This window comes from Pseudomonas sp. B1-22 (assembly GCF_050474425.1).
Classification (GTDB): domain Bacteria; phylum Pseudomonadota; class Gammaproteobacteria; order Pseudomonadales; family Pseudomonadaceae; genus Pseudomonas.
Genome location: NZ_JBCHVH010000005.1, coordinates 76,061 through 91,671, shown reverse-complemented (window position 1 = coordinate 91,671; position 15,611 = coordinate 76,061). Strand labels below are relative to the sequence as shown.

At 65.3% G+C, this 15,611-nt stretch carries 15 protein-coding genes; 8 read left to right on the top strand and 7 right to left on the bottom strand.

Features of this window, described 5'->3' with window-relative positions; translation table 11 throughout:
- Window positions 1-56: 56 nt before the first annotated feature.
- The 3 genes from ACQ5BL_RS19465 to ACQ5BL_RS19455 all read right to left on the bottom strand — a co-directional run bounded on the left by ACQ5BL_RS19465 (window position 57) and on the right by ACQ5BL_RS19455 (window position 3,954).
- Complete coding sequence (locus tag ACQ5BL_RS19465; RefSeq protein WP_243808364.1) at window positions 57-2,507, bottom strand: TonB-dependent siderophore receptor; 2,451 nt, start codon at window positions 2,505-2,507, stop codon at window positions 57-59.
- 77 nt (window positions 2,508-2,584) lie between these two features.
- Window positions 2,585-3,433 (bottom strand): FecR family protein, encoded by an 849-nt coding sequence (locus tag ACQ5BL_RS19460; RefSeq protein ID WP_207887352.1) that lies wholly within the window; start codon window positions 3,431-3,433, stop codon window positions 2,585-2,587.
- A complete protein-coding gene (locus ACQ5BL_RS19455; protein WP_207887351.1) occupies window positions 3,430-3,954 on the bottom strand; it encodes an RNA polymerase sigma factor in 525 nt (174 codons plus the stop codon). Before ACQ5BL_RS19455 ends, ACQ5BL_RS19460 begins: the two co-directional genes overlap by 4 nt.
- A 194-nt stretch (window positions 3,955-4,148) precedes the next feature.
- On the opposite strand from ACQ5BL_RS19455, the gene ACQ5BL_RS19450 reads away from it, so the two are divergent.
- The 6 genes from ACQ5BL_RS19450 (at window position 4,149) to ACQ5BL_RS19425 (ending at window position 8,419) form a co-directional block, all read left to right on the top strand.
- Window positions 4,149-4,592: an ArsR/SmtB family transcription factor gene (locus ACQ5BL_RS19450; protein ID WP_368735948.1), complete on the top strand. Its 444-nt coding sequence runs from the start codon at window positions 4,149-4,151 to the stop codon at window positions 4,590-4,592.
- Complete coding sequence (locus ACQ5BL_RS19445) at window positions 4,576-5,058, top strand: SRPBCC family protein (RefSeq protein ID WP_243808366.1); 483 nt, start codon at window positions 4,576-4,578, stop codon at window positions 5,056-5,058. The genes ACQ5BL_RS19450 and ACQ5BL_RS19445 overlap by 17 nt, the downstream gene beginning before the upstream one ends.
- A 146-nt stretch (window positions 5,059-5,204) precedes the next feature.
- Entirely contained in the window at window positions 5,205-6,008 is an 804-nt protein-coding gene (gene dkgB, locus ACQ5BL_RS19440) for a 2,5-didehydrogluconate reductase DkgB (RefSeq protein WP_243808367.1), read from the top strand.
- 5 nt (window positions 6,009-6,013) lie between these two features.
- Complete coding sequence (locus ACQ5BL_RS19435) at window positions 6,014-6,982, top strand: TIGR03571 family LLM class oxidoreductase (RefSeq protein ID WP_243808368.1); 969 nt, start codon at window positions 6,014-6,016, stop codon at window positions 6,980-6,982.
- A complete protein-coding gene (locus ACQ5BL_RS19430) occupies window positions 6,975-8,084 on the top strand; it encodes an alkene reductase (RefSeq protein WP_243808369.1) in 1,110 nt (369 codons plus the stop codon). The genes ACQ5BL_RS19435 and ACQ5BL_RS19430 overlap by 8 nt, the downstream gene beginning before the upstream one ends.
- Window positions 8,084-8,419, top strand: coding sequence for a MoaF-related domain-containing protein (locus tag ACQ5BL_RS19425; RefSeq protein WP_243808370.1), 336 nt, complete (start codon window positions 8,084-8,086; stop codon window positions 8,417-8,419). Before ACQ5BL_RS19430 ends, ACQ5BL_RS19425 begins: the two co-directional genes overlap by 1 nt.
- Before the next feature lie 259 nt (window positions 8,420-8,678).
- On the opposite strand, the gene ACQ5BL_RS19420 is transcribed toward ACQ5BL_RS19425, so the two are convergent.
- Entirely contained in the window at window positions 8,679-9,617 is a 939-nt protein-coding gene (locus ACQ5BL_RS19420; RefSeq protein ID WP_243808371.1) for a LysR substrate-binding domain-containing protein, read from the bottom strand.
- Window positions 9,618-9,748: 131 nt separating this feature from the next.
- On the opposite strand from ACQ5BL_RS19420, the gene ACQ5BL_RS19415 reads away from it, so the two are divergent.
- Both ACQ5BL_RS19415 and ACQ5BL_RS19410 read left to right on the top strand, forming a co-directional pair.
- Window positions 9,749-11,332, top strand: coding sequence for an amidohydrolase (locus tag ACQ5BL_RS19415; RefSeq protein WP_207887345.1), 1,584 nt, complete (start codon window positions 9,749-9,751; stop codon window positions 11,330-11,332).
- 216 nt (window positions 11,333-11,548) lie between these two features.
- Window positions 11,549-11,959: a glycine zipper domain-containing protein gene (locus ACQ5BL_RS19410; RefSeq protein WP_207887370.1), complete on the top strand. Its 411-nt coding sequence runs from the start codon at window positions 11,549-11,551 to the stop codon at window positions 11,957-11,959.
- A gap of 133 nt (window positions 11,960-12,092) precedes the next feature.
- Here the strand turns inward: ACQ5BL_RS19410 and arnT are convergent, their stop codons facing one another.
- From arnT to speB, 3 genes are all read right to left on the bottom strand, one after another.
- Complete coding sequence (arnT, locus tag ACQ5BL_RS19405) at window positions 12,093-13,829, bottom strand: lipid IV(A) 4-amino-4-deoxy-L-arabinosyltransferase (RefSeq protein WP_243808372.1); 1,737 nt, start codon at window positions 13,827-13,829, stop codon at window positions 12,093-12,095.
- 131 nt (window positions 13,830-13,960) lie between these two features.
- Window positions 13,961-14,416, bottom strand: coding sequence for a GNAT family N-acetyltransferase (locus ACQ5BL_RS19400; protein WP_243808373.1), 456 nt, complete (start codon window positions 14,414-14,416; stop codon window positions 13,961-13,963).
- Between the two features lie 43 nt (window positions 14,417-14,459).
- Complete coding sequence (gene speB, locus ACQ5BL_RS19395) at window positions 14,460-15,431, bottom strand: agmatinase (RefSeq protein ID WP_243808374.1); 972 nt, start codon at window positions 15,429-15,431, stop codon at window positions 14,460-14,462.
- Window positions 15,432-15,611 lie beyond the last annotated feature (180 nt).

Genomic DNA, 15,611 nt, shown 5'->3' with positions numbered 1-15,611 from the left:
GGATGCAAAGTCATCGGGCTGGCGAGCCGCCGCCAGCCCGATGACGATGCACTGCCTCACCAGTTGTGCGTATAGCTGGCAGTCAGCACGGTACCCGGGGCGGGCAGGTGGCTGGTGTTGTTGTTATTGCGCAGCAGTTGGCTGTACAGCGGGTAGTAGTCGCGATTGAACAGGTTCTGTATTCCGACGCTCAGTTGGTCATCGGGAGTGACCCGGTACTGGCTGATCAGATCCACCGTCGTGTAGGTGTCCACCTCATGGCGACCAAAGCTCTCCACGCCATCAAGCCGATAGTCCTTGGAGTCGAAGAAGGTGGCCTGCAGACGGTTGTTCCAGTCCGAGGTCGGCTGGTACTGGACGTAGGCGGTCAGCTTCAGCGGCGGAACGCGGTAGCCCGTCATGTCCTGCCAGTCCTTGCCATCCGGCTTTTCACGTCCGCGCATCCAGGTGGCGCTGCCGCCTGCGCCCCACACCTCGTCGTCCGTCAGCCAGTCCGCGCTGGCTTCGGCACCGTAGATGCGCTCCTGGGTGCGGGTGAGAATCAGGCCATTGTTGAAGCTCTGCACGTCGCCCAGCTTGGAGGTGGTGTAGAACAGCGCCAGGGTGCCCAGCGTGTTGCTGCCCAACGCACCTCGCCAGCCGAGCTCGTAGTTGTTGGTCTTGACCGGTTCCAGGTTCGAGGAGTCGATGTCGAAACCACGGCGGGCATTGCGCAACTGAATGCCCACATCCGGCAGCTGGAAGCCCTGGCTGAAGGAGGCATAGATTTCCTGGCCGGCCACCGGCGAATAGACGATGCCGAGGTTCGACAGCACCGCGTCGTAGTTGATGTCGCCCCCATTGACGGCCACGGGCGCGACGGCCTTGGACTCGGAGAGTGGAACGAAGTCATCGAACTGGGCGGTGGAGTATTCGTAGCGTAGGCCGCCATCAACGGACCAGTGCTCGTCGAAGCGATGCTGCAACTGTGCGAATGCGCCGGCGCTGCGGGTCTTGAGCGGCGGCATGTAGGTGAGCTTGCCGGTCTTGTCGAAGACCAGGCCGCCACTGGCGTCATAGGCCGCCGGGTCGAACACGTCGAGCGGCATGTCGCTGCGCTCCTGGTTGTAGTCGCTGCCCCACACCAGTTCGGTATTGCCGCTTTCACCCAGCGGAGTGCGCAGGGTCAGACGGCTGCCGAAGACTTCGCTGTTCTGCATCACCTGGTCCACGTTGCCGCCGCGGGTTGCAACCGCGCGGGCATCGAATGGCGTGAAGCGGGTGAAGTAGTCCCGGTAGTACATCTGCGCCGAGAGCCGGCTGCCGAGGATGTCGAGGTTCTCGTACTCCAGGTTCACCAGCGTGTTGCGAATGCGGTTCTGCTCATCGAGTTCCAGGCCCTTGATGGCGTTGGCGGGGACTGAGCCTGCCGGCAGTTTGGCGACACTGGGGTCCGTGGCGTAGTCCGTGTCCTGGCGGGCGTCGTAATGGCTGACCGCGAGCTGCACACGCTGGTCTTCGTCGATGTGCAGTCCGAGCTTGCCGCCGATGTTGTAGATGTTCGAGTCGAACAGGTCACCCTGGCTCGGCTCCGGCGCAATGCGGTCGCCGTGGGCATCATAGGAGGCGCCGATGTGGCGGGTGCCGAAATCGAACGAGTAATCCACCGCGCCCTGGGAGCCCGCGAAGTACTGCTGGAACTGCCCGCCCAGCCCATCGCTGCCCAGACGGGTAAGCGGGGAAGTAGCGCTGAGGCTGGTTTCTGCACGATTCTCGCCACCGGCTGGGCGCGTGGTGATGGAGATGATGCCGCCGGTGGCGCCGCTGCCGTAAATGGCGCTGCTGCCGCGTATGACTTCGACCCGCTCGATCAGCGCCGGGTCGATGTTGGCCAGGTTGCGCGAGGAGTCGCGGTTGGTGTTGAGCGGGACGCCATCGACCATGACCAGCATGCTGCGCCCGCGCAGGGTCTGCCCGTATTCGGTGACGGTGCGGCTGGAATCGGACATGCCCGGAACCGCCTTGGCCAGCACGGTGGCCAGGCTTTCCGAGCCCTGGCGCAGTTCCTCAAGCTGGGCATGCTCAATGACGGTGGACTGCCGCGTCGCAGAGACCAGGTCGCTGCTGGTACGTGAGGCGGTGATTTCCATCTGCTCCATTTCCAGGGGTTCGCTCCGGGGCGACGGAGAGGCCGCCGATGTCTCCTGGGCCTGGCTGGATGGGACGATGATGAAGGTATGCGAGTCCTTGGCCTGCACGTGCAGGCCACTGTCCCTGAGCAGTTGCTGAAGTGCTTCCTCCGGTGTGAAACGACCCTTTACCGCAGGTGCCTGCCGGCCCGCGCCCAGATCGCCTGCGAAGATGATCTGTACCGAGGACTGATGCGCAAGAGCGTTGATGGCCTGGCCAAGCGGGGCGGCAGGCAGATCCACGTCCACCTTTTCCTGGCCTTGGGCCGACATCGCGGTAAGCAGGCCGCTGGCGAGCAATGACAGGCGCAGGTGGCGACTCCGGAGGGAAAAATGCACTTCTCGTTTTCCTTTGCAGGTTGGCTATTCCTGGATAGCCGCCGTGGGAGTCGAGAAACCCTACCTGCGTTTGAGAATTATTTTCTTATGGACTTGCCTTGGATCTGAACGGCGCCGTCCCCTTGCCGCAGGACGACAACGGGCAGGATGCTCGGCAGCAGGTCGAGCAGCAGGTCGGCGTTATGCGCCTCGAAGACACCGGTTACTTTCAGGGAGGCCAGGCTCGGGTCGCTCATGAGAATGGGCGCCCGGCGATACTGGCGCAGCAGGGACACCGCTTCGCCCAGGGGCGTCTGCTCGAACACGATTCGATCATCTTTCCAGGCCATTGCAGTGGACGGGTCCACCTTGGCGACCAGCTTCAGTTGCCCGCGAATCGAATCGACCTGCTGCCCCGGCGTGAGGAAGACGGGCGATTGTGCTGCGTTTTCTCCGTCGACTTCGACACGTCCCCTGGCCAGGGTCACACGGACGTTGTCGTCATCCAGGCGACGAACATTGAACAGGGTTCCGAGCACCTGGACGCGCGTCGAGCCCGCGGACACCACGAAGGGGCGGTACAGGGCCGGGGACACATCGAAGAGCACCTGTCCCGAGTGCAGATCGACCTGGCGACTGCGCAGGTGCCAGCTGACATCGACATGGCTGCCACTGTCGAGCAGGAGCGTGCTGCCATCGTCCAGTACGACCGCACGCCGCTCGCCGATGGCGGTGCTGAAGCTCTCGCTCTTGTAGGCCGGGTTCAGCCAGGCCAGTGCCCCGGCGGCCACTGCGAGCAACAGGGCAGTACCGGCGGCCTTGTTCGATTTGCGAGGTTTCGGCTTGGGCGAGGGAAGCGGAAACAGCTTCTTCAGCTCTTCACGATGGCGTCCCAGCGCCTCATCCAGCGGGGCCTGCGAGGAGTTCTCCGAGGGCGACCGAGTCATGCGCGTACCTCGTTGCGGCCAAGCAATTCCCTGCAAGCCGTCAGCCCCAGGCGCAGATGCTTTTCCACGGTCTTGATGGAGATACCGAGGCGCTCGGCGACTTCTGCCTGGGGAATGTCGTGGATCTTGTGCATCACAAAGACTGCCTGGCAGCGGGGGGGAAGGCCTGCGATGGCATCGACGAGCAGCTGGAACTCCCGCTCGGCCTCGTATCGGCTGACCGGAGTTGCCGCCGTACAGGCCACGTCGGGGAGCTCGGGGACAGCTTGCACCCAGGTGGCTCGGCGGCGGTCGCTACGATAGCGGCTCACGGCAGTGTCGTGGGAGATTTTCCGCAACAAGGCAAGGGGCGTGTGGACATCCTCTTTCTCTCCGCGCTCCAGCAACTGCACGCAGACATCATGCACAACCTCGCGCGCCATGCCCTTGTCGCCGAAGCGCCGGCGAATGTGATCCACGAGCTCGTCGTAGTGACGAACCAATGTGGACAGCAGCGTAGGCTTGGCGGAATCGAACGACACAATGCACCCGGAAAAGGAGGCTGGCTCCGAAGAAAGTGGGCGATTGTAAATGAGAAACAGTTGCGATTTAAGTGCTGCCTATCTCCAAGCGATAGTCGAACATTCGCCCGGCCAGGCGACCAACCTTCGCTTCGGGTCTGAAGTTGCCGTCTGCTGGTAGTTGCACGATTGCGTTGGGACCGACTCCATGCACCGTGAACCGGGAAATCAATCCCTCCGACTTTCCGCAGGGCTTGCAGAAAGTCCTTGGCAAAGCCCGCCACTGGACTATAGTTAGCCATATGGCTAACTATGAAGCGGCAATCAGCGATGTTTTCCATGCGCTGGCGGACCCCACCCGCTGCGCCATCATCGGCGCGCTCGGTCTCGGCGCGCAGCCGGTGTCGACCCTGGCGGCGCCGTTCGACATGGCGCTGCCGTCCTTCATGAAGCACCTGACGGTGCTTGAACGCAGCGGACTCATCCGCAGCCACAAGCAAGGCCGGACCCGCACCTGCGAGCTGGTGCCGCAACGGCTCGTACAGGCCGAGCAGTGGATCGCCGAGCAGCGCGCCCTGTGGGAAGCGCGCTCGGACCGCATGGCCGAATTCGTCGAACAACTTCACCAAAAGGAGCAGGACCATGACCCGGAATGCTGAACGCGCCGACTCGCGCGACCTGATCATCACCCGCGTACTCAACGCCCCACGCAGCGCCCTGTGGCGTGCGTGGTCGGACCCCGCGCTGCTCAAGGAGTGGTGGTGCCCCAAGCCCTGGACCACGGAGGTTCTGGCCTTCGAGCTGAAGCCCGGCGGCGCCTTCCATACCCTGATGAAGGGGCCGGACGGCGGTGTCAGCGACAACCCCGGCAGCTTCCTCGACGTCGTGCCCGGCGAGCGCCTGGTGTTCACCTCGATGCTCACCGAAGGTTGGCGGCCGAACACGCCCTGGATGGGTTTCACCGCGATCATCAGCATGACCGACGATGGCAGCGGCTGCCGCTATACCGCCCACGTCATGCACCCCGACGACGCCTCACGGGAAAAGCATGAAGAGATGGGCTTCTTCGAGGGCTGGGGCACCGTCATCACCCAGCTCGAAGCTTTCGCCGCCACACTGGGTTGATCAGTTATTGCGCTGCTTTCACGTGCTGGAAGGCTACTCATGATTTGAAGTCAAAAGACTTTGCCGTGCCGGCGTCTTAATCGCACAAGGCGAAGCCGGCAGACTGGGCTCCATTGGAACCGATCAACCTTCCTGGAGCCCCAAACATGAGCATTCCTTCCTTCGGCCTCGGCACCTTCCGCCTGACCGGCCAGGCCGTCATCGATTCGGTACGCACAGCGCTTGAGCTGGGCTATCGCACCATCGACACCGCGCAGATCTACGGCAACGAGGCCGACATCGGCCAAGCCATCGCCGAGAGCGGCGTGCCGCGCTCCGAGCTGTTCCTCACCACCAAGATCTGGGTGGAGAACTACGCTGCCGACAAACTGATCCCCAGCCTGCGCGACAGCCTCGCCAAGCTGCGCACCGACCATGTCGACCTGACCCTGATCCACTGGCCGGCGCCGGGCAATGGCGTCGAGCTGCCCGAATACATGGGCGCGCTGGCCGAGGCCAAGAAGCTGGGCCTGACCCGCCAGATCGGCATCTCCAACTTCAACATCGACCTGACCCGCCAGGCCATCGCCGCCGTCGGCAAGGGCGAGATCGCCACCAACCAGATCGAACTCAGCCCCTACCTGCAGAACCCGGCGCTGACCGCCTTCCTGAAAGAGCAGGGCATCAAGGTCACCTCCTACATGACCCTGGCCTACGGCAAGGTGCTGAAGGACCCGCTGCTGGCCGAGATCGCCGCCAAGCACAACGCCACCGTCGCGCAGGTTGCCCTGGCCTGGGCGCTGCAGCTGGGCTACGCAGTGATCCCGTCTTCGACCCGCCGCGAGAACCTCGCCAGCAACCTGCTTGCCCAGGAGCTGCGCCTGGATGGCGACGACATGGCGAAGATCGCCACGCTGGAGCGCAATGGCCGTGAAGTCAGCCCGGAAGGCCTGGCTCCGATCTGGGATTGATCGCCATGTCCGCACCCCTTGAGCGCCTGACCGCCGGCGGCTTCAGCGTCGGCCTCGAAGCCCCGCTGGACAACGACTGGACGCCTGCCGGCGAACGGGCACGGCAACAGGCCGGCCGCCGCCACGGCGAGCCGGACCTGGCGCAGCACGCGATGCTCGCCCAACTGGCCGACCGCCTCGGCTTCCGAGCCCTGTGGGTGCGCGACGTCCCGCTCTACGACCCGTCGTTCGGCGATGCCGCCCAGGTCTTCGAGGTGTTTTCCTACCTCGGCTACCTGGCCGGCGTGACCCGCGACATTCTGCTCGGCACTGCCGCCGTGGTGCTGCCGATCCGCGAGCCGCTGCTGACCCTGAAGTCGGCAGCGAGCGTGCAACGCCTGAGCGGCGACCGTCTGCTGCTCGGCGTGGCCAGCGGCGACCGGCCGGTGGAATACCCGCTGTTCGGGCGCGACTTCGAAGGCCGTGGCGGCAACTTCCGCGAGCAGATCGCGCTGCTGCGTGATGCCGCTCGGTCGAGTCTGCCCGAAGGCATGGCCGTGCTGCCGGCGCCGGCTTCACCGCTGCCGCTGCTGGTAGCCGGTCTGGCACAGCAGAGCCCGGCCTGGATCGGTGCGAACCTGGACGGTTGCCTGGCCTATCCCGGCACGCCGGAGGATCACCAGCGCCGCGTCGCCAACTGGCGCGCGGTGGCCGGGGCCAAACCTTATTCGAGCTTCATCCACCTGGACCTGGCCGAGCGCGCCGACGAGCCCCTGCGGCGCTGGCGTTTCGGTTTCCGTGGCGGCCGCGACGCGCTGACCGCCGAACTGCGCGCGCTGCGTGCTGCCGGCGTCGACCACGTCGGCCTGCAACTGCGGCGCAACCTGCGGCCCCTCGACGAGACCCTGCACGAGATCGCCGAGTACGTGCTGCCCGAATTCCATGCCCAATCGACCACGGCGGTCGCGCCGCTGGAGGAGATTTGCAATGTCTGAGAATGCATCCCCGCTGTTCCAACCCCATGCCCTGGGCGGCCTCGAACTGCCCAACCGCATCGTCATGCCGCCGATGACCCGTTCCCGCGCCAGCCAGCCGGGCGACGTGCCCAATGAGCTTATGGCCGAGTACTACGCCCAGCGCGCCAGCGCCGGCCTGATCGTCAGCGAGGGCACCTGGATTTCCCCGCTGGGCAAGGGCTACGCCTGGACGCCGGGCATCCATTCGCCGGCCCAGGTCGCCGGCTGGCGCAAGGTCACCCAGGCGGTACACGCCGCCGGCGGGCGCATCTTCGCCCAGCTCTGGCATGTCGGCCGGCTGAGCCACATCAGCCTGCTCGACGGGCAGTCCCCGGTGTCCTCTTCGGCCCTGCAGGCCGAGGGCGTCAACGTCTTCGTCGCCGAGACCGACGGCACTCCGGGCTTCGTCCAGGCCTCGAAACCCCGTGCGCTGAAGGTGGAGGAAATCCAGGGCATCGTCGACGAATACCGCCAGGCCGCCCGCAATGCCATGGCCGCCGGTTTCGATGGCGTCGAGCTGCACGCCGCCAACGGCTATCTGGTCAACCAGTTCATCGACTCCAACGCCAACGACCGCACCGACCAGTACGGCGGCTCGCTGGAGAACCGCCTGCGCTTCCTCGGTGAAGTGGCCCAGGCGCTGATTGAAGGCGCCGGCGACAAGAGCCGCGTCGGCATCCGCCTGGCGCCGCTGACCACCCTTAACGGTTGCGTCGATGCCGACCCGGAAACCACTTATCTGGCCGCCGCACGCCTGCTGGGCGAGATCGGCGTGGGCTACATCCATATCGCCGAAGCCGACTGGGACGACGCCCCGCACATGCCGCTGGCATTCAAGCAACGCCTGCGCGAGGTATTCCCCGGCACCCTGATCTACGCCGGCAAGTACACCGCCGAGCGCGCCAATGCCGCGCTGAGCGAAGGCTGGGCGGACCTGATCGCCTTCGGCCGGCCCTTCGTCGCCAACCCCGACCTGCCCGAACGCCTGCGCCAGGGCGCGCCGCTCAACCCGCACCAGCGCGAAACCCTGTTCGGCGGCGGCGCCGCTGGCCTCACCGATTACCCCCGCCTGGCCGTCTAATGAGCACATCCAACCCAACCTCCCGGCCGGTATTCGCCGGCCGCCGCTTCCGTGTCGATTACGACGGCCTGTCCGCCCACAACGTCTATTCGGTGGACGGCAGCAGCATTCGCTACTCCATCGTCTCGGGCCCCTACGCGGGTGCCCGTGGCGAGGCGGCCTGCCAGTGGCAGGAAATCGCCGAGGGGGTCTATGTGATCTCCTGGCAGGAGGCCGACGGCGCTACCGTGGTACATGTCGATGACTTCGCCAACGGGCGTTCGCAGGCTTTCTTCACCGCCACGGACCTGAGTTTCTATCGCATGCAGGGCCCGCTGACGGAAATTGAGGTGTAATCACCCGAAGCGTGCTTGGCAAAAGGCCGTCTATTGATGAGACGGCCTTTTGCATTCCCGCCGTTTTTCCATAGCGCAAGAACCAGAACGAATTCCTCGATCGGGAGGTGCAGCGGAGGTGGCGGCCATCCAGAACGTCACCCTCCTGGCCATGGCGCCCTTGGCGGCGGCCGTCGAGGACTTCGACTACGACCTGGCGCTGGAGCGGCTGGGGCGGATTCCGCAGGCCGTCCAATGACCCGGTGAGCGTGTCATCGCCTCACGGGTTCTCCTGCGGGAACGCCAGCGGCGGCTGGTCCAGGTCGATGGCGCTCTGGGTGGTGCTGGCGACACGGGCCTTGAGCCATTCGCTGAAGGCCTTCACCACGGCCCGCTCGGCCTTCACCGGGTCGGTCACCAGGAAGTAGCCGCGGTTGGACTGGATGGTGATGTCGAAGGGGCGCACCAGCAGGCCACGGCTCAGGGCGTCGCCGCTGAGCAGGTTGTCGCCGATGGCCACGCCCTGGCCGGCGATGCAGGCGGCGATGGTGCTGGTGGCGTCGGCGAACAGCACGCCGGAGGTGAACTCGATGTCCCGCGCGCCGACCGCGCCCAGCCACAGGCGCCAGTCGGCGAAGTCGTTCATGTGCAGCAGGGTCTGGCCGGCCAGGTCGCCCGGTGATTTCAGGCCGTTGCGGGCGTTGAGCAGGCGCGGGCTGCACACCGGGAAGAAGTGCAGGGCGACGATGGGCTCGACGATCTGGTTGGGCCAGTCGCCGGTGCCGTAGGCGATGAACAGGTCCGCTTCCGCCGCGCTGGTGTCCTGCGGTGTGCGGGGCGTGACCACGTGCAGTTGCACCTGCGGGTACTGCGCGAGGAAGTCGCCCAGGTGCTGGCACAGCCAGTAGGTGGCGAAGCCCGGATTGCAACTGATGCAGAGGCGGCCGATGACCTGCTTTTCGTCGAAGCTGCTGCCGGCCAGTTGCACCTCGGCAAGGATGCGCCGCACGTCGCGGGCGTAGCGCTCGCCCCGCCAGGTGAGGCGCACGCCGCGCCCGGTGCGCTCGGTCAGGGCGAAGCCCAGGCGCTCCTCCAGGGTCGCGATGCGGTGGCTGACCGCGCTGCGGGTGAGGTTCAGCTCCGTCGCGGCGGCGGACACGCTGCCCAGCCGGGCCACGGCATCCAGCGCGCGCAGGGCGGTCATCGAGGGAAAGTGCATGGGGTTTCCTGGTCGGCAATTGGTGAAACTATCTGGACAAACTAGCCAAATTGTTTCGCTTGTTGTGAATTCTGCTTCACCAATACTAGGCCACACGACAACCACAACAGGCAACGATGAGGAAGCCCGCCATGTCGAAGTTCAAGGCCTACGTCCAGCAATGGATCGACGAGCACCGCCAGCAGCTGTCCGACTGGCATCAGGTGATCTGGCATTTCGCCGAGCCGGCCTTCCGCGAGTACAAGTCCTGTGCCTGGTACGTGGAACTGCTGCGCAAGGAAGGCTTCACGGTGGAAGAGGGCAGCGGCGGCATGCCCACCGCCTTCGTCGCCACCTTCAGCAATGGCGAGGGCCCGGTGCTGGCCACCTATGCCGAATACGACGCGGTGCCCGGCAACTGCCAGGCGGCGGCCACCCGGCAGATGCCGCGCGAGGGGCTGTCGAAGTACGCGCCGGGCCACACCGACCCGCATTCCGCGCTGGGCATGAGCGCCCTGGGCGGCGTACTGGCGGCCAAGGCGGCGATGCTGGAATTCGGCGTCAAGGGCACCATCAAGTTCTTCGGCGAGCCGGCGGAAAAGCTCCGCGCCTCCAAGCCGGTGCACGCCGCCAAGGGCTACTACGACGACATCGACGCGGCCGTCAGCTTCCACCCCACCTACATGCTGCCGCTGAACAACACCACCACCTGGGACACTCACTGCGGCATTGCCTACTCGTACATCTACACCTTCACCTGCGAAGACCCGCAGAACTGGATCGCCGCCGACCGCTACAGCCCGATTCCGCAGAACCACCTGGCGGCTCGTGCTCCCGGCGCGAATGATGCGCTGGTGCACTTCTACACCCTGAACGAAAGCCTGCGCCGCTCGACGCTGCCGTTCACCGGCCTGTGGAGCTTCAACGAAGCCATCCTCACCGCAGGGCAGGCCACCGCCGACAACCTGCCGCCGCACATCTCGCAGATCCAGTACCTGCTGCGCTGCGACTCCATCGAGCAGGCCGAGACCATTTCCACGGTGATGGACAACAACGCCGCCGCAGCCGCCATGGCCACCGGTTGCAAGTGGAAAAAAACCTGGGTCTGCAAGTCCCGTGGCGGCCTGGCCAACCACGCGCTGGCCCAGGCCTGCTACGACAACCTGGCGCAGGTCGGTGCGCCGACCTGGGGCGAAGCGGCGATTGCAGTCGCCCGCGAGATCCAGAGCAACCTCGGCCTCGAACCGATGGAGGAACCCTTCCTGCCGGCCACCGAAGCCCTGATCGAGCCGCAGGAGTGCGAGCGTCAGCTGCGCCTACAGATGCCGGCCTGGCAGAAGTACCTGACCTCCGACGACTACCCCGAGTACACCTGGCATTGCCCGACCGTGCGCCTCTACGTGGCGCGGCCGATGCTCAGCGCGCCGGCCGGCTACACCTACCCGGACTGGGTCGCCAATGCGCTGGGCGGCATCCGCGAGACCATCGACCCGATGATCGAGGTGGCGTCGAAGACCATCGGCAGCACCCTGATCGAGCTGTTCACCGAGCCCGACCTGCTGGCCGAGGCCACCCGCGAATTCAACGAACGCACCGGCGGTGGCATCGGCGGCACGCAGTGGCAGGCACCGCTGCTGCCGAAGGACTTCCAGGTGCCGCACCGCTTCCGCTGGCCGGAATACATCCGCACGGTGCGGGGCGAGGAATGGTGGATTCCCGCGCGCGACGATGAGTGAGCGCAGCGTCTGATCGAACCGGCGCCAGGCCTCGGGCCTGGCGCTGGCGGGCGTTCGCCCCCACGAGCCGGCGCAATCCTTGGCCTCTGGCCCGACCAGCGGCCGCCTTCCCGGCCAGATGATTGATCCATGTCCATGAACCGCCTGGGAAGCGTTGTCCCGCAGCCTGACCTGCTACAGACTTTTGCCTCTTGTATACAGTTGGAGGTTCGAATCATGCGCAGATCATTCGCTGCATTGGCATTCACTGTTCTGGCATCGCAGGGCGTCATTGCCGGGGAAACCACCAACACGGCGGTCGGTGGTGGCGTCGGTGGCGCCTTGGGAAGCGTGGTTGGCCAGGCGGTGGGTGGAAGCACCGGCGCGGCGATCGGCGCGGGTGTCGGTGGCGCCGCGGGAGGCGCGATGTCGGCAAAGGACGGCAAGAAAACCGAAGCGGCCATCGGCGGTGGCCTTGGCGCTGCAGGCGGTCAAGTGATTGGCAACAAGGTGGGCGGCTCGACCGGAGGCGCCATCGGTGCCGGGCTGGGTGGCGCAGCGGGCAGCGCCATTGGCAACAACCTGGCGGATGACGACAACCACGACCACCACAAGTCCAGCCACAAGCACAAACATAAGCACAAGTAAGTTGGGTGCTTGGCCAAAGGGCCCGCTTTTCGCGGGCCTTGTTGTTTGGCTGCAGGGAAGAAAACGCTCCGCGACGGTCGCTGCCCCTGGCGCGGGTCCGGCACTTTCTGCCTGAACCGGCGCAGCGGCGGGCTCAGCCCTGGGGTGTGTTCGCAGATGGGCTGGCCTGGGCCTTCGCAATCACGATGAGCAGATTGTTCTCCCGATAGACCTCCGCGCCAGGCGGTATCCACGCCGGCACGGCGCCACCGGATTTGCCGGAAAGGTTCAGGACGATGCCGACGGGTCCCTGGGCGGTGTGCTGGGTCAGCCATTGCGGCATGTGCTCGGTGGTGACTTTCCGATCCGCGGCGTCGGGGTACGAGAGTCCGTACTGCAGCTCGCCCTGCACGTCGAGCAGGTCCACGTCGCTGCGGTCCAGCCGCCATGCCAGCGCCGATGCAGCGCCTAGTTCATTGCTGAGCAGGGTCTTCGACGCCTTCAGGGCGTCCAGATGGCGGGCGATGAAGGTGTCCGGCATCTTGTTGTCGACCACCGATAAGGGCATCGCCGCGGGCAGCAACGCGACCAGCACCCAGAGGCCGAACGCCGGGGCGAACCAGTAGTGCACCGGACGCTTCCACTGGATGAAGCCGCAGACCGCCCAGGCCAGGCATACCACCAGCGCCAGGGCGACTTGCAGGGGCTGGTGGGTGTAGACCGGGTGCACGACCTGGATGCCGATCAGGCCGAGCAGGGCGGTGCCACCCAGGCCCAGGTTGAGCAGCCCGTTGCGGGTCAGCGCGAGCAGGTCGTTCTGCCGCAGCTTGTCCACCAGGCTGTTGGCCATCAACAGCGCCAGCGGCACGAAGCACGGCAGGATGTAGGTCGGCAGCTTGCCCTTGCTCAGGCTGAAGAACAGGAAGGGCATGGCGAACCAGAGGGACAGGAAGGCGGTGCGTCGCTCCTTGCGCTCGCCCCAGGCCCGTTTCAATGCGGGCGCGACCAGCAGAGCCCAGGGCAGGGCGCCGGCGAACAGCAGCGGCACGAAGAACCAGATGGGCGCGGCGTGCTGCGCGTTGTTGCCGGCGAAGCGGCGGATATGCTCGTTCCAGAAGAAGAACTGCCAGAAGTCCGCTTCGCGCTGGTGGACCAGGATGGCCCAGGGCAGGCTCAGCGCCACGGCCACCAGGACCGCCAGCGGCCCGCCCTTGAGCAGCTCGCGCCAGCGCTCATGCAGCACGGCGTAGGGCGCGACCACGATCACCGGCAGCAGCCAGGCGAGGAAGCCCTTTGTCATGAAACCCATGGCGCAGGCCACGCCGAGCAGGCCCCAGCCGACCCAGCGTTCCCGAGGGTTGTCGCCTTCCAGGGCGAACCAGCAGGCCACGAGGCCGAGGGTGAGCCACAGCGTCAGCTGCGGGTCGATGTTGGCATAACCGGCCTGCCCGGCAGCCAGGCCGAAGCTCATGTAGAGCAGGCTGGCGGTCCAGCTCTTCCAGATGTCGTTCCACAGCCGGCGGCCCAGCAGCCAGATCAGCCCCACCGTGGCCGCGGAGGTCAGCGCCGAGGCGATGCGCGCCCCGAACAGGTTGTCGCCGAACAGTGCCTGGCCGATGGCGATCAGCCAATAGCCGCCGATGGGCTTCTCGAAATAGCGCAGCCCCATGAAGTGCGGGGCCACCCAGTTACCGCTGTTCAGCAGTTCCTGGGCCGCCTGGGCGTAGCGGGTTTCGTCGGGTATCCAGAGGCCGTGGGCGCCCAGCGGAGCCAGGAAAAACACCACGAAGGCGATCAGCAGCGCCGGGTAGGCCGCCGCCGGCAATGCGCCGTGGATGGAGGGTGTATGCGATTTCGGAGCCCGCTGCGATGTGAGCGTGATGTCCTTCATCGGGTCGGTTCCTCGATGGTCTCGTGCGCCTTTGTTGGCGTGATGAAGGAGATTACGAGGCGAAACTTAGCTGGGGCTGAGGGCGTCGCCCGAATGGACTACGCCGGCTGAAAAGAGCGAGACAGCCGTGATCAGCCGATGGAGAGTTCGAGGATGTCGTCGCCGTACTCATCCCGTTCCCCGGTCGGCACCCAGCCCAGGTAGCGATAGAAACCATGGGAGCGAACCTGCGGATCGCTGGAGCAGGCCAGGAACAGGCGCTTGAGTCCTTGGCGCGCGAGCGTCTCGATCATCAGCCCGAGCAGGGTTCTGCCGATGCCCTGTCCTTCGTAGGTCGGAAGCAGGGCGAGAACGACGATCTCGCCCGTATCCCGGTCGCCGAAGCAGTAACCGATCATTCGATCTTCCCGGCAGGCGACGAAGCCAGGGCAGCTGCCGTCCTGAATGCCACGGCTCCAGGATTCGGCGGTGATACCCAGTGTGCGCAGTTCCTCCTCGGAAAATGCGTTCTCTCGCGTCAATCCGCGGAGTGTGATGCACAGGGGCGCGTCATCCGGTACGGCGGGGCGAAACGTCAGGCCGGTCATGGAGAGTCTCACTGTAATGATGAAACGGGGACAGGGGACGTGGTCATCCGTTCGCCCTCGCATCTGCCAGCACGCACAGCAGCTCGAACATCAGGGTTGCGGCGTTGAGGGCGGTCATTCCGGAAGGGTCCAGGTCCGGAGCGACCTCCACCACATCGCCGCCGATGAGGTTGAGGCCGCGCAGTCCCTTCAGCAGGCGCATGGCTTCGCGCATGGAGATGCCGCCGGCTTCGGGGGTGCCGGTTCCGGGGGCGAAGGCGGGGTCGAGGCCATCGACATCGAATGACACATAGGTCTGGCCGTCCCCCACGATGCGGCGTACTTCCTGGAGCACGCCGTCGACGCCCAGTTCGTCGAACTCCTCGATGAAAATGACCCGCATCCCGCATTCGAGGCTGAAGTTCGGGGTGCCCGAATGCTCGGAGCCACGGATGCCGATCTGGATCGTGCGCCGTGGGTCGAGAAGGCCATCCTCGACCGCTCTTCTGAATGGCGCTCCGTGGAAGAATTTCGACCCGTAGAGGCTGTCCCAGGTATCGGTGTGGGCGTCGATGTGGACCATGCCGATGGGGCCGTCTTTCGCCAGCGCCTTGAAGATCGGATAGGTGATCGAATGGTCCCCGCCTACCGTGAGAGGCATGATTCCGCGTGCGCAAATCTCCCGGTAATAGTTCTCGATGCAGGCGTGGGCGTCCTCGATGTTGTACATGCGATCCAGGTAGACATCGCCCAGGTCGCGAATGGTGCACAGGTCGAAAGGTGCAATGCCCGACGCGTGATTCCGGGTGCGCATGAGGCAGGATTGCTGCCGGACCCCACGGGGGCCCAGGCGCGCGCCCGGCTTGAAGGAGGTGCCGCCATCGAATGGCACACCGATGAGGCCGATATCGACGCCATCCAGCGTGTCCGCGACGGGGGCGCGCATGAAGCTCGCAATCTCGTTAAATCTCGGGCGCTTTTGCGGGTCGTATGAAGTCCCGTCCGAGAAGTTTGTCTTGAGTTTGGATTCGGACATGGTTACCCCCGCAATTGCCGCAAGTCTGGAAAACATTTTCATGGGTTGTCGCCCGATGCCAGGCAACGGTCTCGAAGCCTGTGTACTGGGCGCAATGGGCCGTCGAAATGACCTCGGCTTTCATTTAAACGGCGGTTCAGGCGGGGATAAATAGTGAGTCGGCAAGTTGTTGGTTAATTG